The sequence below is a fragment of the Halolactibacillus miurensis genome, assembly GCF_900116255.1.
Classification (GTDB): Bacteria; Bacillota; Bacilli; order Bacillales; family Amphibacillaceae; genus Halolactibacillus; species Halolactibacillus miurensis.
This window is the reverse complement of record NZ_FPAI01000001.1, coordinates 308,895-331,847: the sequence shown is the minus strand read 5'-3', so window position 1 is coordinate 331,847 and position 22,953 is coordinate 308,895. Positions and strand designations below refer to the sequence as shown.

Below are 22,953 nucleotides of genomic sequence, written 5' to 3'. Positions count from 1 at the left end.
TGTTTTTTATCTTGGTTCTCAATTAAAGAAATACAACGACATCATTCAACGCCTTTTTTCTTAATAACAAAAACACTGCCACCAATAAGGAGTGTCCCGATTAATAATAGGTTCATCGTTAGTGTTGCTGTATCCGGTAAACGTTCACCTTCTTCAGAGGTTTCTTCTTCTACTGTTGATTCACCTGATTCTTCGTCTGACTCGGTTTCTTCCTCTATCGCTGAATCATCTGTTTCTTCAGCTGGCGTCTCTTCTTCAACGGGTTGTTCTGGTTGTTCTGGTTCTGTTGGCGCTTCTGGTTCAACAGGCGCTGTTTCTTCTTGCGCCTTAACTTGAATACGATTTTCTGTCATGTCATAATCAACAGCACCTTCAGCTTCTGTTGTTTCTTGAATGTACTGGATTAACGCGCTTGTCACCAGTCCAGCATCTTCTTGAATCATCGTTGCTGCTGAGAAATTATATCCGTCACCACCTTCAACAATGAAGTTATTGGTAGCAATAGAATACGTTGCTTCTAAATCGATTGATTCTCCTTCAACAAACAAGTCTGAATCTGCGTATAGACCTTCTTCATCCGTATAGATTGTGTAAGTTAAGCCCGATGTTTGCAAGTCAATCTGCGGACCGTAATCTTCTAGCGAACGATGATAGGAATAGGCGATGATCTCTTTTAGTTCACTACCTGTCATTTCAACAATCGTCACAACATTACCAAATGGATCTACAGTAAATACATCGCCTGCGGTAATATCTCCTGGGTCAATACTTGCACGAATACCACCATTGTTTGTAATAGCGATATCTGTGTTAGCAAAGTTACGAAGAGCATCTGTAATCATATTACCAAGCTGCACGTCACCCATCCAACGGTCTTCTCTTGATAAACCTGTATTAGTTTGGCCCAAAACCTCTGATAATAATTCTTCTGACGCGTCGTTAAAGCCATCAACCAACGCTTGTACTTCATTATCAACGACTTCATCGTCAAGCGCTTCTACCGGTTGTAAAGAACCTTCAACGGTTAACTCCTTTGTTTCTGAATCAAATATTAATGTTAACATACCAATGTTTCTTGCATTACTACCTGATTGGACAATCGCTGTACCATTGACCATCTCAGGTGTATCTAATTGAGTATGAGAGTGCCCCCCAACAATGACATCAAAGAAATCTGTTGCTTCTGCGATACGTCTATCATCAGCAATTCCAACGTGATTAAGACCAATAAGAATATCTACTTCATCTCGTAGCGATTCATATTGCGTAACTGTATCAAGGTAATTATCAAAACTTAAACCGACGATACCTGATGGGCTTGTGGCAGGCGGCGCTTCCGTTAAGCCGAGCACCCCTACTTTCACACCATCAAATTCAAAAATATGATAGGGTTCTACGCCATCAATTGGTATGGATGAATCAGTAATTGTCATATTTGCTGATAACCAAGGGAAGTTTGATAGCGTTTTGTTACTTTGAAACGCTTCTTGACCGTAATCAAACTCATGATTCCCAATCGTCATCGCATCGAGTTTCATCGCATTCAGCAGTGTAAAAATCGGTGTACCACCTTGCAAATCAACAACTGGATTACCACTTGACACATCACCTGCATCTAAATAGAGTGAGTGATCAACTTTCGCACGTTCTGCTTCTAAAAAGGCTGCCATCTTACCAAAATCATCAATACTTGCATGCATATCATTGGTGTGAAAGACTTTCAATGTAACAGGTTCTTCCGCACCAAAGACTGATAGTGGTGAGATTAAGACGAACAAAACAGCTAAAAAACCTAACAACATGACTTTACTTCGTTTCATTTACCCAACTCCTTTTATTTTTTCGGATGCACGATTAGACACCGCTATGTATCGTTCCAGGTATGTCGTCAGACGTCTAACAATGTATTCGCTTACAATTCTATCATAGTTTAAATCACTTACAACACTTCCTATATTAGTTCTAATTTTCTGATTAATCCCTCATTTTTTCCGATTGGGAATTTTCCCGGTTTAAGAGAAAAATATCTATACGTTGAACTCCTTCCCTTACTGTATTCAAAGTATTGTAAACGCTTACTATTGATGTTTTAATAAGAGTGTCAAAGCGATGTTAGGCTCAATTCTAACATCGTTTAGTCAATATCAAACATTTTAAAAGCTACTTAAAAAGAGACTGACACCACGAATTAAACACGATAAAGGAGGAACGACGTCAATTATTCTATTCATCAGACAGATCGATCGTAAGCCATTAAAAAAATGATGTGGAGGTTACATTATGTTTCAATCCTTAAAAGACAAAGTACAACGATTTGGTGGGGCGATGTTTTTCCCTGCGCTCCTCTTACCTTTTGCCGGTATTTTATTAGGTCTCACGGTTATCTTACAAAACCAGCAATTATTCCCCTTTGCGGTAGAAGGTTCAACTTACTTTAAGATTACGGATATTTTCTTACAAACGTCACTCGTGATTTTTAACAACTTACCAATTATTTTCGTATTAGGTATTCCGATTACCTTGGCAAAAAAAGAAACGGGGCGCGCGACCTTAACGAGTTTTATTACGTATTTAACGTATAACTACTTTATGGGTTCGACACTCAGTTACTTCGGACCAACGTTCGGTGTGGATACGTTTGAAGCGGGTGCCTTAGGTTTAACTGAAATCGCCGGCGTTCTTACCCTTGACACGAACTTAGTCGGTGCGATTGTTGCGGCATCCCTTGCTGTATGGATTCACAATAAATATTACGACAAAGAAGTACCAAACATCCTACAAAGCTTTAAAGGGACACCACTTGTCATTATTATTTTGTTCCCAATCACTATTTTGGCAGGACTCGTTACGCTGTTTGTTTGGCCAACGATTCAAGATGGTATTTACGGTATGCAAAGCTTTATGGTTGAAGCAGGAGGCTTTGGCGTTTGGACATTTACCTTCCTTGAACGAATTTTGATTCCAACAGGCTTGCACCACTTCATTTATGGTCCCGTCTTCTACGGACCGGTTGCCATCGATGGTGGAACAGTCAACTATTGGATTCAGAACTTATCCGACTTTGCCAGTTCAACTGATAGCTTAACATCACTCTTCCCACAAGGTGGCTTAATGCTTACGGGTATGGGTAAAACATTTGGTACAACAGGGGCAGCGATTGCGATGTACTTAACCGCTAAACCTGAAAACAGAAAAAAAGTCCTCGGTCTCTTAATTCCAGCCGTTGTGACAGCCGTACTTACTGGGATCACTGAACCGATTGAGTTTACGTTCTTATTTGTTGCACCACTGTTGTTCTTTATGCACGCATTACTGTCTGCCACTATGGCAACAACGCTATATGTACTCGGCTTATCTGGGAACTTCCAAACAGGCTTTATCGACTTCATCTTCCAGAACTGGTTACCACTTGGCGCTAATCACTGGCTCATTTATGTGATTCAATTCGCCGTGGGTGTTTTATTCTTAGCCCTTTACGTTGTCATCTTTAGAGCACTGATTAAGAAATTTGACTACAAAACACCAGGACGTGCGGCTGATGTCTCGCTGAAGACAAAAAAAGATTACAAGCAAAGTAAACAAGCAGGAGACACTGGAAAATCAGTGGACCAAGAACTTGCCGAAGGGTACCTCGCGGCACTTGGATCAAAAGACAATATCGATAGTATTACGAACTGTGCCACGCGACTGCGTGTAAAAGTTAAAGACTTAGATCAAGTCGCAACTGATGAAGCATTTATGGAAATCGGCGCTGCTGGTGTCGTTAGATCAGGTCATAACTTACAAGTCATTGTGGGACTTAGAGTGCCTCAAGTACGAGGAAATATAGAAGATTTAATGAACTAACCGCATATACACTTAACTTAGGATGGGAATAGATAGATAGATCAAAGGTTTACCATCATTTATATTATTTTTAACCAATAAAGGAGACGATTTAAAATGAAAAAACACTCAATTGTTATCGCAGGCGGCGGCTCTACATTTACACCAGGGATTGTCCTGATGCTTCTAGACAACTTAGACCGCTTACCGATTCGTCAAATCAAGTTTTATGATAATGATGAAGCACGCCAAGACATTGTTGCGGATGCGTGCGAAGTCATCATTAAAGAAAAAGCACCTGAGATTAACGTCGTTAAAACGATTGATCCAGAAACAGCGTTTACCGATGTTGACTTTGTGATGGCACATATTCGTGTCGGTAAATACAAAATGCGAGAAATGGATGAGAAGATTCCGCTTAAATACGGCGTGGTTGGTCAAGAAACGTGTGGACCAGGTGGGATGAGTTACGGTATGCGTTCGATCGGTGGGGTATTAGAACTCGTCGATTATATGGAACAATACTCACCAGATGCCTGGATGTTAAATTATTCAAATCCAGCGGCGATTGTCGCTGAAGCGACGCGTAAATTACGTCCAAACGCTAAAATCTTAAATATTTGTGACATGCCAATCTCAATTGAAAACTTAATGGCTCAAATTCTCGGCCTAAAGTCACGCAAAGAGATGCAAGTCCGTTACTACGGGCTGAATCACTTCGGTTGGTGGACATCCATTACCGACCAATCAGGGAATGATTTAATGCCACAACTAAAAGCTCACGTGAAAGATCATGGTTATGCGGTTGATTTCTCTAATGCGGGTCAACACGTGGATAAAAGCTGGCAAGATACCTTCAAAAAAGTAAAAGACGTCTATGCGTTAGCACCTGATACGATGCCAAACACGTACTTGAAGTATTACCTCTACCCACAAGATGAAGTAGAGAAAACAGATCCGAACTATACCCGCGCAAACCAAGTGATGGATGGCCGTGAGAAGCATGTCTTTACCGAATGTAAACGCATTGCCGAAAACCAATCAACCGAAGGGGCAACACTTGAGATTGACGAGCACGCATCATACATCGTCGATCTTGCTCGGGCGATTGCTTATAATACCGGTGAAAGAATGTTACTCATCGTTGAAAATAACGGCGCTATTTCAAACTTTGAGCCAACGGCCATGATCGAAGTACCATGTATCGTCGGTAAAAATGGTCCAGAACCACTCACACAAGGAGAGATCCCTCGCTTCCAAAAAGGCTTAATGGAACAACAAGTGGCGGTAGAAAAACTGGTCGTCGAAGCTTACGAAGAAGGATCTTACCAAAAATTATGGCAAGCTCTTACGCTATCGCGCACAGTACCTAACGCACGTGTCGCTAAAGCGTTGCTAGATGACTTAATTGAAGCAAATAAAGATTTTTGGCCAACATTAAAATAATTAATCAAATCAAACCATTCACTTTCGGGCGGACGATCAACCATCGTCCGCCTGCTTTTTCTTATACCCATTAAATATTTAAACGCTCTCATTATTATATCATTCATGATTTGTCCATAGTCACACCTACTTTTCTTCGCTATAATGAAGCTAACAAGAAGGGGGGATGCTAAATGTTTCAAGCACTCATTCATAAACATGCCGATGACTTAACTGATAACGATTATTACATCTTAGACTATATTGAAAGACATCCTGATGATGCGCAAAAAATGACGATTATCGCCTTAAGTGATGCCTGCATGACATCAAAATCAACCATCTTACGTCTCACCCAAAAACTAGGGTTTTCTGGATTTAGCGAGTTTAAATATTATTTAAAGGAACATGCCACAAAAGAAGAAAATCTATCAGATTTATTCGAACTGTCACGTTATGACGTTGACTATACGTGCCAACTATTCGAAGAAATGGAAAAGCAACCAATCTATGAATGTATTAATCACGCACATAAACTCTATGGCTTTGCGACCGGTTTTGGACAAGAAAATGCCTTACGTGAATTAAAACGCTATTTGTTTACCTCCGGTAAACATCTCTATCACTTACCTGCTTTAACAGAATTTCAAATGGCCTTAAAGGAAATGACACCTGATGACTTCGTGATTTTAATTTCTTTAAGTGGTGATGTGAATCCGATTCTTAATGATTTAAAGCGCTTAAAAGCAAAAGGCATCCCCACGCTCTCAATCACAAGTTTTAAAAACAATCACTTAGCCGAACACTCTACCTATCACTTATATTACCAATCAACCGATCTCGGTACGTTTAACGGTCATATGCAAAAATCATTTATTGGACTTCAAGTCCTGATTGATTTATTATTCCGCGGCTTTTTAGATTATAAGAAAAACAGCTAATGCAAATGATTAGCTGTTTTTCTATTGCTTTTATGCTCATTAAATATGTTACGACAAACGACAGGTGAGCGTTTTATATTACCTGTCATGAGACATGTCTGACTTATTTTGTGTCGTCAACCGGTAAGCCGTCAAATACGCCGTCACCGGAACAATGAGTAACACACCCATACCGGACAACAGAATCGTCACAATCTCTTGGACAAACACTTTTGCATTTAGCACTTCACTTAAATGATAACCCATGTCGAAAAAGCGAACGAGTAACGCCAGATAACTACCGAAAAAAGCAAAGAATAGTGTATTCGCACTCGTCGCAAGTAAATCAATCCCCACCCGCATCCCACTAGAGAAGAGTTCTTTACGTGATTGGTTAGGGTTATGACGATACAGTTCATACATCGGTGAAGCAACGGAAATAGCTTCATCGGTCACCGCTCCGATGGTACTTAAAATAATTACGGATGTGATGACTTCGGTGAAATTCACACCAAAATAGAACGAATAAATCGCCAGTTCTTCCACTTCTTCTGTACTAAATCCTCCCACATGTGTCCAGCGGACAAAGAAATGAATCACACCAATTAAGACAACCATGGTCATCATTGTTGCTACAAAGGCGGTGGTCGTTTTTTTATTCTTCCCGTTAATAAAGAATAAGGTCACATAACTAATGATGATGCTAGCGATCAAGGTAATGATCATCGGGCTTGCGCCAGGGTCCGTCATAATGAGTACCGCTATAATAATCACACTGACGTGAATCAACATGACACTAAAGCTTAACAACCCTTTCTTTCCACCAATGACACTCATTAACACAAAGAGGATGAAAGCAAGTACACTGACTGAGGTCATGTCCTCTCACCTACTTTCGTAAAGAGCACCGCAAAGAGAATAGAAATGGGAATGGTAAGAACGATCCCAATGCCGCTGCTTAACGCACGAACGAGTTCAAGCGAGAAATTCATTGATAAACTAAAGCCGAGCGACGCATCATTTAATAAGTAAATTAAAAGCGTTGGTATCGTCCCACTGATATAAGCAAAAAAGACAATCGTCGTCATCGTACCCATAATATCTTGACCGACCTGTCGACCAGAAGCAATCAATGCTTTTGTCTCAATCGTTGGGTGCTCTTGTTTAATTTGAAACAAGGTTGAGCCAATCGTGACTGCAACATCCATGACCGCACCAATCGCGCCGATAAGAAGCCCAGCGGTAAAGACCGCATCCGGGTGACGCGTCAGTAATCCCATCTCTTCAAACCTTAATCCTTGTTGATTTGTTAGTCTTAAGACGAATAAAGTAATGATCATCATCATCGCTAAGCCGGTAAGCGTCGACAAAATGGCACTAAGTGTTTTTTTCGTCAAGCCACTGACAAAAATTAACGACGTCACTGTCATAATTATAGCTGCCACACTCATAAGCGCAAGTAATGACGTGTTAGGTTGACTCACAAAGTAATAAATCGCACCGGCCATAATCGTGACATGAAACAGTAAACTTAAGACCGCAAATAACCCTTGCCGCTTACCAATTATAAGCATCATCAGTAAAAACAAACTAAATAAGACGAGTACCTCTTGATCGCGTTTCACCTCAATGACTTCAGCTGTTAGTTCATTACCTTCACGCAGAGTGACAAAAACCTTATCCCCCTCCTTAAGTGCCGCATGATACGGCGAACTGTCACTATATTCATACCGCATCGTAAGCATATCTCCACGATACGGTGTATTCTTTAGCTCCGCTTGAAATGTGACGTCATAAACGGTATCTACCGCAACGCCCGCATCATTCGTCTGAACGACCGTTTCTGCTGCATTTTCAATCTCGACTAATTCAACAATGGGTCGCTCATATAACGTATTTATCCCCATGAGTAAATAAGCACTGATCATACTTAGTAAGAGACTAGCCGCTACGATACTTTTCATTGTCCGTTTTTTTACTGTCCACATAAATTTACCTCATTTCGAAAAAGACTGGTAAATGTTTAATATCATTTACCAGTCTAGTGTATACCTATTCTGATTCTTTCGGAAGCGTTAACCGAAAAGTGGTACCAGATTCAGACGTTTCAACTAATACCAGGTCACCACCTAATGCTTGGGCCATCATCTTACTTAAACTTAATCCAAGCCCTAATCCACGTGTCGTATACTTTTTATTTTCACCACGATAAAAACGCTCGAAAATATAAGGAATATCCTGTTGTTCAATCCCTTGACCTTGATCACTCACTTCAATGATATACGTGGTGGTTGCTTCTGTTACGGTGACTGAAATCATTTGGTTACCATCCGTTGCCTGGTTAGCGTTTTGTAAGAGATTCGTCATAATTTGTTCAACACGGACCGGATCCGTTTGTAGATTGATAGGGGACGTCACTTTTAGATTGAGTTGTCCCTTACTTGTCACTTCAGGTATGAGATTAAACCGCTCAATCACACCTGCTAACAACGTACCGAGTTCTAATTCCTGCAGGGATACTTTAACCGCATCCAGTGAAAATTGATTGAAATTCAGTAAATCCTTGACCATCTGTTTAAGTTTGGCTGTTTCACTAAGCGAGAGTTTAATAAATGTTTTTGCTTCTGCTTCTTGTACTACACCACTATCAATCGCTTGAAGTAGTCCGCTGATGGATGTCACCGGTGTTTTTAATTCGTGGGTGACACCGGCTAATAACTCTGTACGGAGTGATTCTAATTGATCAAGTTTATGCGCCATTTGATTAAATCCTCGCATCAATTCATCAATTTCCCGTTCACGAGCGCCTTCGGGTAAGTGAATCTGATAATCTCCCGCTTCAATCTGTTTAGCTGCTTGACTTACAGCGGTAATAGGCTTGGTAAGGCGTTTCGTCATGATAAAAATCGTAATAAAACCGATGAAACCGAGCGCCACCAACATGAAAAAGAGTTGCACATACTCTTGATCGACGGCCATGAGGTCACTTCGTTTGCTCATTAACACGACGTAACCATAACGGACATCTTCATTCTCAATTGGCGCTGTGACAAGATAGTATGTTGTGTCGTCAATAAGCTTTTCGAATACAGTCTCATCACTTGCTAATTCGCTTTCTGATAAAGAAGGTGACGGCGACACAAAAGGCGGATCTGTTTGAATGACCTCACCGATGATAGTCGTTATTACGGTAATCGGACGAGGATTTAATTGTTCAAACTGAGGTGGCTCATTCAATCGATTCGCATCATCACTGTCGCTACGGTTATTCACCACTCGATTAGCCGTACTCTCTGCCATCACGGCCATTAAATCAAGCCGATTGTCTTTTGTCGTTTCTCTAATCCAGATAACAAAGACTAACATAATCACAAGTAAACCGGCAATCAGAGCCAATAAATAACGCGTAATAAATACTTGATTAAGCGATGGTTTTACCTTATTCATTTTTGACATATAGCTGATACCCCAATCCGCGTAATGTTTTTATCTCCCCTTCTGATTGTGGCCAAGGTCCGAGGGCTTTTCGTATGCGTTTTATTGCTAAATCGACCGCACGATCACTCCCGTCATAATCATACCCCCACACCGCATCAATCAATTGGTCACGAGTGAAGGTTTGATTCGGGTGCTCGGCTAAGAACAATAACACCGCTAAATCCCTTGGGGTTAATACAACTGGCTGACGATTCAACATGACGTGATGCGCTTTAAAATCAATTGATAACTGACCAAATGTCACACGATCTGCATCTTTCACTCCGCTTCGTCTCAGCACCGCTTGTATTCTTGCGAGCACTTCTTCTGCTTCAAACGGCTTCTCAATATAATCATCTGCCCCACCGTTTAATCCGGTTAATTTATCATCAATATCTCCAAGCGCCGTCAACATAATCACGGGTACCGTTGAGGCTATTCGAATCTCTTTTAATACATCCCAACCATTTTTATATGGCAACATGACATCAAGAATAACAATCGACGGTGTCATTTCTTTAAATCGCTTGATTCCCTCTGTCCCGTCATAGGCTTGACTAACTAAAAAGCCTGCCTTTTTTAAATAAGCTTTTAATACTTCACTAATCGCATAATCATCTTCAACAATCAACACGTGTTGGCTCATGATTATTCCCTCATTTCTATCCGTGTTTTATTATCTCATTTATTGTACCAAAAATTTGTGTCAAACAGATGTCGGAGGAACAAATGATTAGTAAAATTTTTGAATATATTTTTTTCACCTTTGACATACAGTTGACACATTCCATCGCTAAAATTAATCGTGTTGACAGACAAAGGAGGTAAAAACATGTTAAAAGGACGTCATGAATTAAAACATATCATTTCAATGTCCGACTATTATATTTTAAGAAAAAAATTGCAGCATTTACTAACAACGGATTGTCATGCGAATGACAACGGCCGCTATCACATTCGTTCCCTTTATTTCGACAATCACGAGCACAATATCTTAGACGAGAAGAAAGAGGGGTATCTCAACCGAGACAAATATCGGATTCGGTTATATGACCACAATCATCACCACTTATTTCTTGAACGAAAGAGTAAACGTCATAATCAAACCTTTAAAACAAAGGCCTGCTTAACAACGCCCGATTATCAACGACTGATGACGGGTGAGGTAGATTGGATGACTCAACATAAAGACCAATTAATCAAAGATTTTTATCAAGAAATAACGCTTCGACAACTGAAACCACAGACCGTCATTGATTATCAGCGAGAGGCGTTTACGTATCCTTACGGTAAAGTCAGGATCACCTTTGATTCTCATGTTCAGTCGAGTCTATACAACATCGATATGTTAAACCGTTATTTACCGATGGTAAATTGTTTAGAACCAAATGAAGTGATTTTAGAAGTGAAATACGACGACTATTTACCGTCTGTTATTAAGCCGTTAATACAGTTTCCTGATACGAAGCAGGATGCGTGTTCTAAATTTCAACTGAGCCAAATGTATGGTTAATGATTTTATCAAGTCAAACAAGTATATCAATCATCCGTTATCAATTATAATTAAAGGGAGTTATTAATATGGAAACAAACATTACAAATTTTACTGATATTTTTAAATCAAGCTTTCTCGATCAAGCAACGAGCTTCTCAATGTTAGATGCCGTTTTTGCGATTCTTGCCTCATTTATTCTAGGCTTGTTTATTTTCTTTATCTATAAACAAACCTTTAACGGGGTCATCTATTCCCATTCGTTTAATATTAGTCTCGTCATTATGACCATGACGACAGCTCTTGTGATTATGGGGATTAGCCAAAATGTGTTACTGTCTCTTGGAATGGTCGGTGCCTTATCAATTGTACGTTTCCGTACACCAATCAAAGACCCAATGGACTTAGTCTTTTTATTCTGGTCCATCATTACTGGGATACTCGCGGGCGCCGGTCTCATCCTTCTAGCTGTTATCGGTACGCTCGCAATTGGTCTCGTTCAATTATTGTTCTACAATCGATTAACACCTGATACGTCTTATTTACTGATTGTTAAGTACGACGGGGACCTTGCTCAAACAATTGAACAAACCGTTAAACAAACAGCGAAAAAAGCGAAACTAAAATCCTCGTCACAAATTTCTGGTGGAGAAACAGAAATCACCTATGAATTACGTTTGAAAACCGCTGACCAAGCGCTCACAAAAACACTTGCCGAACTAAGCGGGGTGCGCTCTGCGGTTATGTTGAGCTATGACGGTAACTTTACGGCCTAATTTCGAAAGGAGACACTATGCGAAAATTAATGATGTTAGCCATTACCTTGATATTATTTTTGTCAGGGTGTATGGCTGAAGAGACGACGAATGAAATAGCAACAGAAACAATCACAAAGCCACTTGAGGCCATCACGACTTATTCTGATTGGACGGATGAGGCAACCATGGTGACATTAAACGATCGCACGATTTCTGTTGAAGGAGATGGTGCCATCACTCAACAAGATGCTGACATTTATATTAGAACCTCAGGTACTTACGTCTTTTCTGGCGAGTACAATGCAGGGGCGATTATTGTCGACCAAGAAGATGACGGCGTTGTACGCCTTGTACTAAATGGCGCCTCTATTGAAACAGATCAACCAACGGCCATCCATATTGAACAAGCGGATGAGACGATTCTATCTGTCGCACCTGAGACTGACAACACACTCATCTCCACGGCCACGACAAAAGATGAAGACCTTACGGCCGTCTTATTTAGTCGGGACGACTTAACCATTAATGGGAGTGGGCAACTAACCGTTGAAACATCAAGCAATGACGGAATCACGAGTCGTGATGACTTACTGATTACCGAAGTCACACTTGATGTCACTGCACTTGATGACGGGATTGTTGGACGAGATATGACTTATATCACTCACAGCACCCTTATCGTTCACGCGGGCGGAGATGGGATCAAAACGACAAACGAGGACGACAATAAAGGTAACATCACCATCTTATCTAGTGACATGACAATTGAAGCCGAATCAGATGCCATCCAAAGTATCGCCTCTTTATATGTCGAAGAGGGAAACTATACACTCACATCTGGTGGCGGTGCACCAGAGACGATTTCCTCCACCAATGACCAGCCGATGGGACAAGTTGGTGGGCCATTAAATATAGAGATAATCGTTACTCAATTAATTGAAGCAAATGACCTTGATGATGATGTAAAAGAACAACTGCTCGTTGCTGAATCAATCGATGAGATTCGCACCATCCTTGAAGAGAACGGCGAATCTTTAACCACAATGCCCGGCGATAGAGGCGAACGTCCTGAAGGGATGACGCCCCCTGGAGGTATGGAGGGTGAGAACGGACAGATGGCGCCACCTGATGGCATGCAGGGCGAAAACGGACAAATGACACCACCTAATGAAATGGAGGACGACACGACAGATGATGAAACGATGGATGAGACGTCTGATGATACCCCTTCAACTAAAGGATTAAAAGCTGAAAATACTCTCGTGATCGCTTCAGGCACTTTCACCATTAACAGCTTAGATGATGCGATTCATAGTAATAACGAGATACAAATAGACGGTGGGACCGTTGTTCTCTCTAGCGGGGATGACGGCATTCATGCGGATAACGTTTTAACGATAAACGCAGGCGAACTCACGGTTGAAAAAAGTTATGAGGGGATAGAAGCTAACATCGTCACGATACATGATGGCTCACTTAACATCACATCAACGGATGATGGGATGAATGCTGGTACTGGTGCCTCAAATGGAGAGACAGGCTACTTGGCCATTCATGGTGGAGACATAACGATTGATGCATCAGGCGACGGTATTGACTCTAATACGACCGTCGATATGACGGGAGGAACCGTTATCGTGAACGGCCCGGTTGATGGTGGTAACGGCGCCCTTGATTATGATGAAACCTTTACGATTTCAGGTGGAACATTGATCGCGGCTGGAAGTAGTGCGATGGCACAAGGTCCGTCAGATACTTCCTCTCAGCCAAGTATCGTCTATCAATTTGATCAATCAACAACCGAGGCTATTGCCCTGACAGATGACAGTGGTCAATTCATTCTAGGCTTCACGCCAACGAAAAGCTATCAGACGATTGTTGTATCCAGTCCATTGCTTCAAACAGACACGACATTTACTTGGCATACGGCTGTTGAGGTTGACGGGGAAGCTGTCAACGGATTAATTACGGAGGGCGTAATCACAACGTCAACGGAGCTAGACTTTACGCTAACAGATACATTAACATATCTGACACCTTCAGGCGTAAGCAGTACCCCGCTCACAGAATCCGGCTTTGGCGGAAGACCTAATAGACCCGCTAAGTAGTCCGGTTGCAAAATATAATATTAACTACTACAAGTAAAAACAGCACAAAGAAGCAACGCCTTTAGACAGGATTAAAGTCTAAAGGCGTTATTTTTTGGTTGTATAATAGGTGTTTGAATAATAGACAATATGGATGAACTATTAATACAATATATGACGAAGTGATTGGTCTTCATTAAAGGTATGAAGGTTATATAAGACGAGCAGTTCACTGAGCTCGTATTCTTTCATATACGCCTTGAGTGACTGTTTATAATAACGCGGATCAATCAAATGAATCTCATCGTAATGAGGTAGTAGAAACGGGATAAAGCTATCAGCATACGAATCTTTTACGACCATAAGCTTTCTATTTGTTTTCTCTTCATGATTAACCTCTATCTTAATCAGCGAATCATTCCCATCTAGAAAGAACCGATATTGATCCGTTTTATCTAAATACTGAGGATGGGTATAGTGATCCGTCACCCTACCGTCACTGTAAGTGATGGTTAAGTCAAGCGCATCGGTCACGTTAAACCATTCAATCGTATCCTTTGGTAAGGTTAAATCATGAAACTTGCGGTAACGCGTACCCGGAAAATCAGTTGAAACAACTTCAGATTGATAATCCGATAGTGGCTTTGCTTTTTCGTTAAACCATCGTTGATAAGCTAAGTACGCCCCGCGCATTGTCCAGTGATGATCGGTATGATAATAGATAGTGTCTTCTTTATATTGACGTAATACCTCACTCACATTAACGGTGTCCATATCAAGGCGCTCGTCTATTGTTTGTAATACATGCGCTTGGTCATCTGTCGGTAAGTACGCCGGTAAGTCTGCTTCATATATAGCGACTTGATTTGGGACAATCATCACCGTCATATCAAAAAGAGCTTGATTAGACTGGTGAAACTGATTGATCGCTTCAAGATTTTTTAACAGATTGTCTTCTTGATAAATAAACGGTTCAATTAAATAATCCCCTGCTTTTACGACGCCGTTATTTTCTCTTTTAAGTAGCGCTTGTTCTGTCTTTGATTTTAACGTAAGGAAAACATCTTTACCGGCGATTTGGTCAGCTAAATACGTTTCGATGTCATCCATAAAGGACCCGTCAAGGATTGCTTCCAGTTCTATAGCGGGCATCGTTTGTAAGTAACGATTTTCCGTTTCTGAAAAGGTTTGGTCTTTCATTATGAAGGTCAACACCGCCAGCATACCAAAAAAACCAATCATCAACATCCCTATTAATCGTCTCATCCTACCTCTCCTCTCACATTAAAACCGGAAATAAATAAACGGGTTAAATGACTGATCAACAAGGTAACCCATCGCTAACACCACAAGAACCATCACGAATAAACTTTCTACTACCATCACTGTGCGTGAGGTATTTTTCATGATTATACGCTTGTACACATTGGTTGACCCGATGATGGCAACCACTAACAACACCGCATATTCACGCAGATAATATAACAGTGCCGTCGGCGGCGCTTCAAAGATAACCAGTCCTGTGATGTAGTCCACTAACTCATTAATGTCTGTGAAACTAAAAATCAACCAGCTAATAAGGACAACCCCGAGGGTATACATCCGCTTTAATATGACCGGCAGCTTGTGTGAGACGTGAGGACTGATATACGTCTCCGCAATTAGAAACATACCAAAATATAAGCCCCAAAGAATAAAGTTGACACTCGCCCCGTGCCAAAGCCCCGTTAAAAACCAAACGATGAGCACGTTTCTTAACCATTTCACTTGTCCGACCCGGTTACCTCCAAGCGGGATGTATAAATAATCCCTAAACCACTGACTCAGTGTGATATGCCAACGTCGCCAGAAGTCTTTAATCGAAGTGGCTTGATACGGATAGTTGAAGTTTTCCGGAAAATGAAAGCCAAACAGACGACCTAAACCAATGGCCATATCAGAGTAGCCACTAAAATCAAAATAAATATGTAAACCATAACTCAATCCAACAAAGACACTCACCGAAACGGATATAGGTTCAATGGCTGTCAGTTGTTCATACAAAGCCGCCATTTGATTGGAGATGAGGACTTTTTTAGCTAAACCATAACTAAAGAGAAACATACCTTCTGTTATGTCTTCTTTTGTGACAACCCTCTTTTTCAATTGATCATCAATCGCCTCATAACGGACAATCGGTCCGGCGACAAGTTGTGGAAACAGTGATACATACATAAGAAAGTCAATCAGGCTGTGATTCACTTTTACTTTCTTTCGGTAGACATCAATCGTATACGAGAGCGTTTGAAACGTATAAAAGCTAATTCCAATCGGTAAGGGTAATTCTAATAGGCCGATGTCTAATTGAAACGCTTTGTTTAGTAAGTCTATAAGAAAATCAGCATATTTAAAGAAAAACAACACGCCTAAATTAATGACGAGTGACGACAGTAAGACGAGCCTTCTTAACCCATCTCTTTCGTCAAATCGCCCCATTAAACGGCCATGAAGATAGTCCATCCCCCCCGAAAAGATCACGAGGAAGACATAAACCGGTTCTCCCCACGCATAAAAAAGGAGGCTAACAATAAGTAGCACTCCATTTTTTAGCCGCTTTGGACTAACGATATAACTTGCTAACGCAAGGGGTAAAAAGATCAATAAAAATGTCAGTGAGCTAAAGACCATCGTTAGTCCTCCTTTACATCACCCTATAGGATTGAAGCAGCCGCTTATTCAGCTCCAGCTGCTTCATCAAAAATCGTTTCGATATTTTCTGGGTGATCATACGTAATATAAATCAAATAGTTACCAGCTGTTTTAATAATGTTATTCTCAACTTTTTCATATTGATCCGGTAAGTACTGACTCCAAACATTCACTTGATTCTCTAAATATGCCTCTAAACCTTCTTTTACTGCAGGTACATCGTCTGCTGATGCGGCCTCTAACACAATAATCGTGGTAGAATTCACATTCATCATTGACTGATAACCAAAGCCAGAAGCGAGTAGATCACGTTCAATCCCCATTGTATCGATGTACATTTGACCCGCCGGGTCTTCTTCATCGGTTAAATTAGCACGTTGTAACATGCCTGTCTCCCCGCCCATATCCTCACTGATTTGACTTTCAACTTGATTCATCACTTCTTCGGTATTCATGGTGACTGCTTCTGTCTCATCTGCAGAATCTCCTTCTGAGCTACTTCCACACGCCGCCATTACCATCGTTAAAACAATTAAACTAACAACTAACCATACTTTTTTCATGTTTATCCTTCCCTTTCTTATGTATATCTATGTCATTAGTCGCCATCAATAGTAAAAGGTTACAACTTTTTTAAAAAGTTGTAACCTTTTACTTAAGCTAAATCTTCACCGTTTGAAGCAATCACTTTTTTATACCAATCAAAGGATTTTTTCTTCGTACGTTTTAGCGTCCCGTTACCTTCATTATCACGGTCAACATAAATAAAGCCGTAACGCTTCTTCATCTCACCTGTCCCTGCACTGACAAGGTCAATACAACCCCAAGACGTGTAACCGAGTAAATCAACGCCATCAATCTCGACGGCATCTTTCATCGCTTTGATATGTTCACGTAAATAGTCAATCCGGTAATCATCTTCAACATAACCTGATTCATTTGGTGTATCAATCGCACCTAAGCCGTTCTCTACAACAAACAACGGTTTTTGGTAACGGTCATAGAGTGCGTTCATTGTTGTTCTAAACCCGAGCGGGTCAATTTGCCAGCCCCATTCACTCGCTTCTAAGTACGGGTTTTTTACTGAGGCAAAGATATTGCCTTCGGTTTGTTCGTTTAATTTAGGATCCGTTGTCACAACACGGGATGAGTAATAACTGAATGAAATAAAGTCGACCGTATGGTTTTTAAGTACTTCTAAGTCTTCCGCTGTCATCTCAATCTCAATGCCTTCACGTTCTAACTGTTTTAACGCATACGCTGGGTACTCCCCACGTGACTGGACATCGATAAAGAAATAGTTTTCTCGGTCTTTTTGTTGGGCCAAAAAGACATCTTCTGGCTTGCACGTATACGGATAGTTTAAGCCAGCCGCCAACATACAGCCAACCATATTATCTGGGTCGACTTCATGGGCCACTTTTGTGGCGACCGCACTCGCCACAAGTTCGTGATGGGATGCTTGATATTTCACTTGTTGTTCATTTTCTCCCTCTTCAAACACAAGGCCTGCGCCCATAAACGGCGCATGGAGGATCATATTAATTTCATTAAAGGTAAGCCAGTACTTCACAAGCCCCTTAAAGCGGGTGAATAACACGCGTACTAAACGCTCATAAAACTCAATCATCTTCCGGTTACGCCAGCCGCCGTACTCTTTAATTAAATGAATCGGACAATCAAAGTGGGTAATCGTGACAAGTGGTTCAATCCCGTATGCTTGGCATGTTTTAAAGAGATCTTCATAAAAGGCAAGCCCTTGTTCATTTGGTTCTAGCTCATCACCTTTAGGGAAAATCCGCGTCCACGCAATCGATAAGCGATACGTTTTAAAACCCATCTCGGCAAACAGTTTAATATCGTCTTTGTAGTGGTGATACATATCAATTGCTTCTTTGGCCGGATAAAAATACCCTTCTTCAAAATCAAGCATTTTACGTTTACCTGCGATAATTGGGAAGCGGTCCTTACCTGTTGGTACGACATCGACATTTGCGAGTCCTCGTCCATCTTGGTTATAGGCCCCTTCACATTGGTTAGCCGCTGTTGCGCCACCCCATAAGAAATCTTTTCTAAAACCCATACGCATTTCCTCCTCTAGATTTTTATGTTTTATTTAATTGGTATCTTTTGTTCTTATCTTTATCGTATCATATTTCCAAGTTATCACTCGGCAAAACCTACATTTTGTTTATATTTACACGAAATGTCCCATGTAACATTTCTGACACAGGGTGTATCATTGTGCTATAATATAGGAATGACATAGTGCGTTCATACGTGTAGAAAAGCAGGTGAAAGAATGTTTACTAGTGAAATGATTGCCTCATTTAACGACCTTGAAACAGATATTTATAATTACGTCATTACTCATGAACATGAAGTCATTTATATGCGGATTAGAGAACTCGCCGAACATACTCACGTCTCAACCGCAACGATTTTACGGTTTTGTAAGAAAGTCGGCTGTGAAGGGTTTTCTGAATTTAAAACGAAATTAAAACTTGAATTAAAGTCACGCCAATCGGTTGTTAAATCAGGCGAGCACGCAGTAATGGAATTTTTCGAGCGGACGCTTTCAAGCGATCAAGAAACCGTTTTAGAAGAGGCGGTCCAGATGTTAACACAGGCAGATAACGTGCTCTTTGTCGGCATTGGTAGTTCAGGTATTTTAGCTGAGTACGGGGCCCGTTATTTTTCTAGCTTGGGGAAGTTTTCGATGTATATCAAAGACTTTTCTTATCCGATCCATAATCGACTTCAGAAAAACAGTGTCTCGATTGTCTTGTCTGTTTCCGGCGAAAATAGCTTTACGATCAAACAAATGAACCGGCTAAAACGGGAAGGATCAAAAGTCATTAGTATTACCAACAACAAACAGTGTACAACGGCGAAGATGAGTGATCTTAATCTCGCTTACTATATGACAGAAGAATATTACGAAGACACCAACATCACCACCCAAGTGCCGGTCATTTATCTATTAGAAACACTGGCCCGTAAATTGAACCAACATGAACAACAACGAAACGAAATTTTGGAGGACCCACATGAATAAAAAAGATATTGCCGATATTAGAAAACAATTTAAGCGTGACAATGATTTATTACACGTGCAAAATATATTTAACGTCTATGTGATGAAAGAAACGAAGGAAATTTATCACCAAATCAATCGTCCGTTCAATATTCTCGCAGAAGATGAACAAGATCTATTTTTCACTAACTTTAAAAAGACGTTAACTGGTCAGCTCGACGAAAAATTATTTGAGCTTAAATTTCAACCAGATACCGAGGATCCGGTTCAACTGAAATTAAACGAAGCATTAATGACCGAAGACCAAGCGCGTTTTACCGAACTCATGTTAGAGATTGTTGAACGGATGCTTGAGTCCCGCGAGTATGACCATGATATTGTCATTAGTTTTATTAAAGGGGATTATTTAAAACCACAAAAGAAACCCGATGATGACTTTACCCATCAAAATGATCTCGTTTACGATCATCAGTTTATTTTGTGTACCATCAATAAAACCCAGGACCCGCCGAAAGACTTACTATTTGATTATGTCGAAAAAACGTTTAAATACCAAGTCATTGTGGACCCGGTCATTAATATTAAAGCCCCGATTGGTGGTTTTTTATTCCCATGTTTTACGGATAAACAAGCGGATGTGAACCACATTCTTTATACCGCACCAAAAGCAAATGAACCAGATGAAACGTTTATTACCGATGTATTAGAAGCAGAGGAAACCGTGACCCAACAAGAAGATAAAATCATCTTTGAAGAAATCGTCAGAGACACCGTTGGATATAAAATGGATACCCAAACGCTCTCATCAATGTATGAAGATATTAATCGCCGAGTCGAAGAAAATGAAGAAGAAGATGAGGTCCCAACACTTGATTATAAAGATATCGCTGAACTATTGACGACGAGTGGGTCCACACCCATTGAACCCGAACGAGTAAAAATCGCGTTTCAATCGGTGATTGACGATGAACATTACACATTAAAAGCGAAAAACATTGTCCCGAAATACAAATCAAAATCAATTAAGATCAATACAAAAGTCGCCGATGTCAAAGTGAGTCCGGAGGACTTACGTTACGTCAAACAAATGCAGATGTTTGGCCGTCGCTATTTAATGATTGAGGTTGACGAAGACACGGTTGTGGATGGTTTTACGATGATTCCAGAAGTATTTGGTGAAAAGAAAGACGATGCAACCAAAGACAACGAGTAAATCAGTCACCATACATTTGTTTGAATTTAAAACCAGTAAAAACCTTGCGAAATGAAGGTTTTTACTGGTTTTTTATCTTACTGTATAGATACTCTTGGATCTATACGTCTATCTTAAGATACCGTGTTATCCCCACGTTATCCACGAGAAAAACTGACAAGCGTTGCTAAAAGACGTTATCCACATGTAGATAATTACTCTAGCTTTTTAAACGGCGCTAATTGTGTAGTAAGACGCTGAATAATATCGCGTTGATTGTTTGATGATTGACGCATGTCTTCCATATTTTCTAACAGGCCGGCCGCACTTTCACTTGATGATACGACCCGGGTAACCGCATCTTCTGTTGCCTCGGTCATTTCTTTTAATCCACTTGCCATATGACGACTCGTTGTTTTAAATAGGTTGGTATGTTGTTTAAATCCGATAAAGACATCCTTTAAGTCTATTATCTGATTGGTGAAGCGATTCATTTCCTTGTTAAATTGTTGATAATCTGTGAGTATATCTGATTGAAGATAATCAATCATCCCTTTACTTTCTTTAACCAATTGATTAACCGCCTCATTTACTACGCCGTTAACGGTTTGAATATGTGACGCGGTGTTTTCAGTTGAAGCCGCTAAGTTTCTAATTTCTGAGGCAACTACACTAAAACCTTTTCCCGCTTCACCCGCGCGCGCAGCTTCAATTGAGGCATTTAAAGCAAGTAAATTCGTTTGACCCGAAATATCCAAGATTGTTTTGGTTAAGTCATCAATCTGTTTAACAGCGGCCGCATCTTTAATTGCATCTGTGACTGTTTTTGACATCAAAGCAATGTGATCTTTTGCCGTTTTATGGTTTTGTTTTAAGTGCTGATTTAGAGCCGCTGTTTCATCTGTAATAGTATCAATGACCGATACTTGTTGGATTGACACAGTATCCATCACCGTCGCTTTATCTTCAATTTGAATAGAGGCGTGTTCTAGTTCTAAGATAGTGCTATTTAATTCTTCCATTGTCGCCGATAGTTGATGCAGTGATTCACTCATCGATGCCGTATGTGCGGTACTTTCAATGATCGTTTGATCAAGTGTTTCACTACTGGATACGGTTAAATCCGTGTCATGTTTTACACCGATAAGCACCCTTTGTAGTCGCTCGATAAAGTCATTGACCGCATCTCGAATCACACCGGATTCATCTGATTGTTTATGCGTTAACCGTTTCGATAAATCACCTTGTTTCATTTCTATTGCGACAATCATCTCATCTAATGTCCGGCTCATAACGACGAGCGGTTTGACGATGGTCCGCCTTAAATGAAGGAAACCTATCAACGTAACCACGAAAAATAACAGTCCCATGCCCCAGACGATGATTACTAACCGGCTGACGCGACTGTCTATTAATGATTTTTCATGGGCAATATTTTGCGTTAGTACGTCATTAAAATCGGCTTCAGCTAATTTATAAGTCTCGTACAACATGCCCCATTCAGACGCTTCAACCTCACCTGATTGGAGTGTCGTACGTATGTCATTTAAGACTTGTTCCACAGGTTCAAATGCTAATAATAATTCATTATGCATCACACGGTCTGAATAATTCTCTAGTGTATTTTTTAAGGTATCCGTTAAAGTCACAAGTTGACTGTTGGTATCCTCTCGTATAGCTACTTCTCCTGTAAGGTTACCTTGCACTTCTAAATCGATATAATGTAGGGGCTCTTTAAAGGCTAACCGTGTTTGTTCTATTGGTAAGAAATAATCACTCATTAATTCAGATGATAACCGTACTTGGTCACTTGTTATCGCACTCATAATGGTATTCGTCAAAAAAATCATCCCTAATAGGAAAAAGATAATTGACATTCGTCTGCTCATAGATTGCTTCATTGATCTGCTCCTTTTTGTTTTCACTTCAAGTAAACGCCTTCATTTATTTGTATGGTTTGCTTTGACTATAACAAGAGTACAACTCCTTAAAAGCAATCAATCACGAACGACCTATTTTTCTGCACAAACAACACTTATCCACTTGTGGATA

The 22,953-nt window shown here is 40.4% G+C and carries 18 protein-coding genes; 8 read left to right on the top strand and 10 right to left on the bottom strand.

Translation table 11 applies throughout. The features are described 5' to 3' along the window. Window positions 1-41: 41 nt before the first annotated feature. Window positions 42-1,820, bottom strand: a complete 1,779-nt coding sequence (locus BM390_RS01390) for a bifunctional metallophosphatase/5'-nucleotidase (RefSeq protein ID WP_089852746.1) — start codon at window positions 1,818-1,820, stop codon at window positions 42-44. 460 nt (window positions 1,821-2,280) lie between these two features. Between BM390_RS01390 and BM390_RS01385 the strand changes: the two genes are divergently transcribed. The 3 genes from BM390_RS01385 (at window position 2,281) to BM390_RS01375 (ending at window position 6,191) form a co-directional block, all read left to right on the top strand. Then, window positions 2,281-3,846, top strand: a complete 1,566-nt coding sequence (locus BM390_RS01385; protein ID WP_089852745.1) for an alpha-glucoside-specific PTS transporter subunit IIBC — start codon at window positions 2,281-2,283, stop codon at window positions 3,844-3,846. Window positions 3,847-3,942: 96 nt separating this feature from the next. After that, complete coding sequence (locus BM390_RS01380) at window positions 3,943-5,271, top strand: 6-phospho-alpha-glucosidase (protein ID WP_062319611.1); 1,329 nt, start codon at window positions 3,943-3,945, stop codon at window positions 5,269-5,271. Between the two features lie 173 nt (window positions 5,272-5,444). Then, on the top strand, window positions 5,445-6,191 hold the full coding sequence (locus BM390_RS01375; RefSeq protein ID WP_062319608.1) for a MurR/RpiR family transcriptional regulator: 747 nt from the start codon (window positions 5,445-5,447) through the stop codon (window positions 6,189-6,191). 78 nt (window positions 6,192-6,269) lie between these two features. Here the strand turns inward: BM390_RS01375 and BM390_RS01370 are convergent, their stop codons facing one another. From BM390_RS01370 to BM390_RS01355, 4 genes are all read right to left on the bottom strand, one after another. Further along, window positions 6,270-7,049 carry a YibE/F family protein gene (locus tag BM390_RS01370; RefSeq protein WP_062319606.1) on the bottom strand — a complete coding sequence of 260 codons (780 nt, stop codon included), beginning with the start codon at window positions 7,047-7,049 and terminating at the stop codon, window positions 6,270-6,272. Next, window positions 7,046-8,158 (bottom strand): YibE/F family protein, encoded by a 1,113-nt coding sequence (locus tag BM390_RS01365; RefSeq protein WP_062319604.1) that lies wholly within the window; start codon window positions 8,156-8,158, stop codon window positions 7,046-7,048. Before BM390_RS01365 ends, BM390_RS01370 begins: the two co-directional genes overlap by 4 nt. A gap of 64 nt (window positions 8,159-8,222) precedes the next feature. Continuing rightward, window positions 8,223-9,626 (bottom strand): HAMP domain-containing sensor histidine kinase, encoded by a 1,404-nt coding sequence (locus BM390_RS01360; protein ID WP_062319602.1) that lies wholly within the window; start codon window positions 9,624-9,626, stop codon window positions 8,223-8,225. After that, complete coding sequence (locus BM390_RS01355) at window positions 9,610-10,293, bottom strand: response regulator transcription factor (RefSeq protein ID WP_089852744.1); 684 nt, start codon at window positions 10,291-10,293, stop codon at window positions 9,610-9,612. Before BM390_RS01355 ends, BM390_RS01360 begins: the two co-directional genes overlap by 17 nt. Before the next feature lie 186 nt (window positions 10,294-10,479). On the opposite strand from BM390_RS01355, the gene BM390_RS01350 reads away from it, so the two are divergent. The 3 genes from BM390_RS01350 to BM390_RS01340 all read left to right on the top strand — a co-directional run bounded on the left by BM390_RS01350 (window position 10,480) and on the right by BM390_RS01340 (window position 14,005). Beyond that, entirely contained in the window at window positions 10,480-11,160 is a 681-nt protein-coding gene (locus BM390_RS01350; protein WP_062319600.1) for a polyphosphate polymerase domain-containing protein, read from the top strand. Window positions 11,161-11,228: 68 nt separating this feature from the next. Next, window positions 11,229-11,915 (top strand): DUF4956 domain-containing protein, encoded by a 687-nt coding sequence (locus BM390_RS01345; RefSeq protein ID WP_062319598.1) that lies wholly within the window; start codon window positions 11,229-11,231, stop codon window positions 11,913-11,915. Between the two features lie 17 nt (window positions 11,916-11,932). Beyond that, window positions 11,933-14,005 (top strand): carbohydrate-binding domain-containing protein, encoded by a 2,073-nt coding sequence (locus tag BM390_RS01340; protein WP_089852743.1) that lies wholly within the window; start codon window positions 11,933-11,935, stop codon window positions 14,003-14,005. A gap of 141 nt (window positions 14,006-14,146) precedes the next feature. Here BM390_RS01340 and BM390_RS01335 read toward each other — a convergent pair whose 3' ends face one another. The 4 genes from BM390_RS01335 to BM390_RS01320 all read right to left on the bottom strand — a co-directional run bounded on the left by BM390_RS01335 (window position 14,147) and on the right by BM390_RS01320 (window position 18,755). Continuing rightward, window positions 14,147-15,250 (bottom strand): DHHW family protein, encoded by a 1,104-nt coding sequence (locus BM390_RS01335; RefSeq protein WP_062319593.1) that lies wholly within the window; start codon window positions 15,248-15,250, stop codon window positions 14,147-14,149. 18 nt (window positions 15,251-15,268) lie between these two features. Then, window positions 15,269-16,651, bottom strand: a complete 1,383-nt coding sequence (locus tag BM390_RS01330; protein WP_089852742.1) for an MBOAT family O-acyltransferase — start codon at window positions 16,649-16,651, stop codon at window positions 15,269-15,271. Between the two features lie 44 nt (window positions 16,652-16,695). Next, entirely contained in the window at window positions 16,696-17,235 is a 540-nt protein-coding gene (locus BM390_RS01325; protein WP_089852741.1) for a DUF4358 domain-containing protein, read from the bottom strand. A 92-nt stretch (window positions 17,236-17,327) separates the two neighbouring features. Continuing rightward, on the bottom strand, window positions 17,328-18,755 hold the full coding sequence (locus BM390_RS01320) for a 6-phospho-beta-glucosidase (protein ID WP_062319589.1): 1,428 nt from the start codon (window positions 18,753-18,755) through the stop codon (window positions 17,328-17,330). Window positions 18,756-18,974: 219 nt separating this feature from the next. Here BM390_RS01320 and BM390_RS01315 point away from each other — a divergent pair, with 219 nt between their 5' ends. Both BM390_RS01315 and BM390_RS01310 read left to right on the top strand, forming a co-directional pair. Beyond that, window positions 18,975-19,730, top strand: coding sequence for a MurR/RpiR family transcriptional regulator (locus BM390_RS01315; RefSeq protein ID WP_062319587.1), 756 nt, complete (start codon window positions 18,975-18,977; stop codon window positions 19,728-19,730). Next, on the top strand, window positions 19,723-20,922 hold the full coding sequence (locus BM390_RS01310; RefSeq protein WP_062319584.1) for a DUF4317 family protein: 1,200 nt from the start codon (window positions 19,723-19,725) through the stop codon (window positions 20,920-20,922). Before BM390_RS01315 ends, BM390_RS01310 begins: the two co-directional genes overlap by 8 nt. A 194-nt stretch (window positions 20,923-21,116) precedes the next feature. Here the strand turns inward: BM390_RS01310 and BM390_RS01305 are convergent, their stop codons facing one another. Continuing rightward, the gene (locus BM390_RS01305) at window positions 21,117-22,802 is read right to left on the bottom strand and encodes a methyl-accepting chemotaxis protein (protein ID WP_062319582.1); all 1,686 of its coding nucleotides are present in this window, start codon (window positions 22,800-22,802) and stop codon (window positions 21,117-21,119) included. Between the last annotated feature and the right edge of the window lie 151 nt (window positions 22,803-22,953).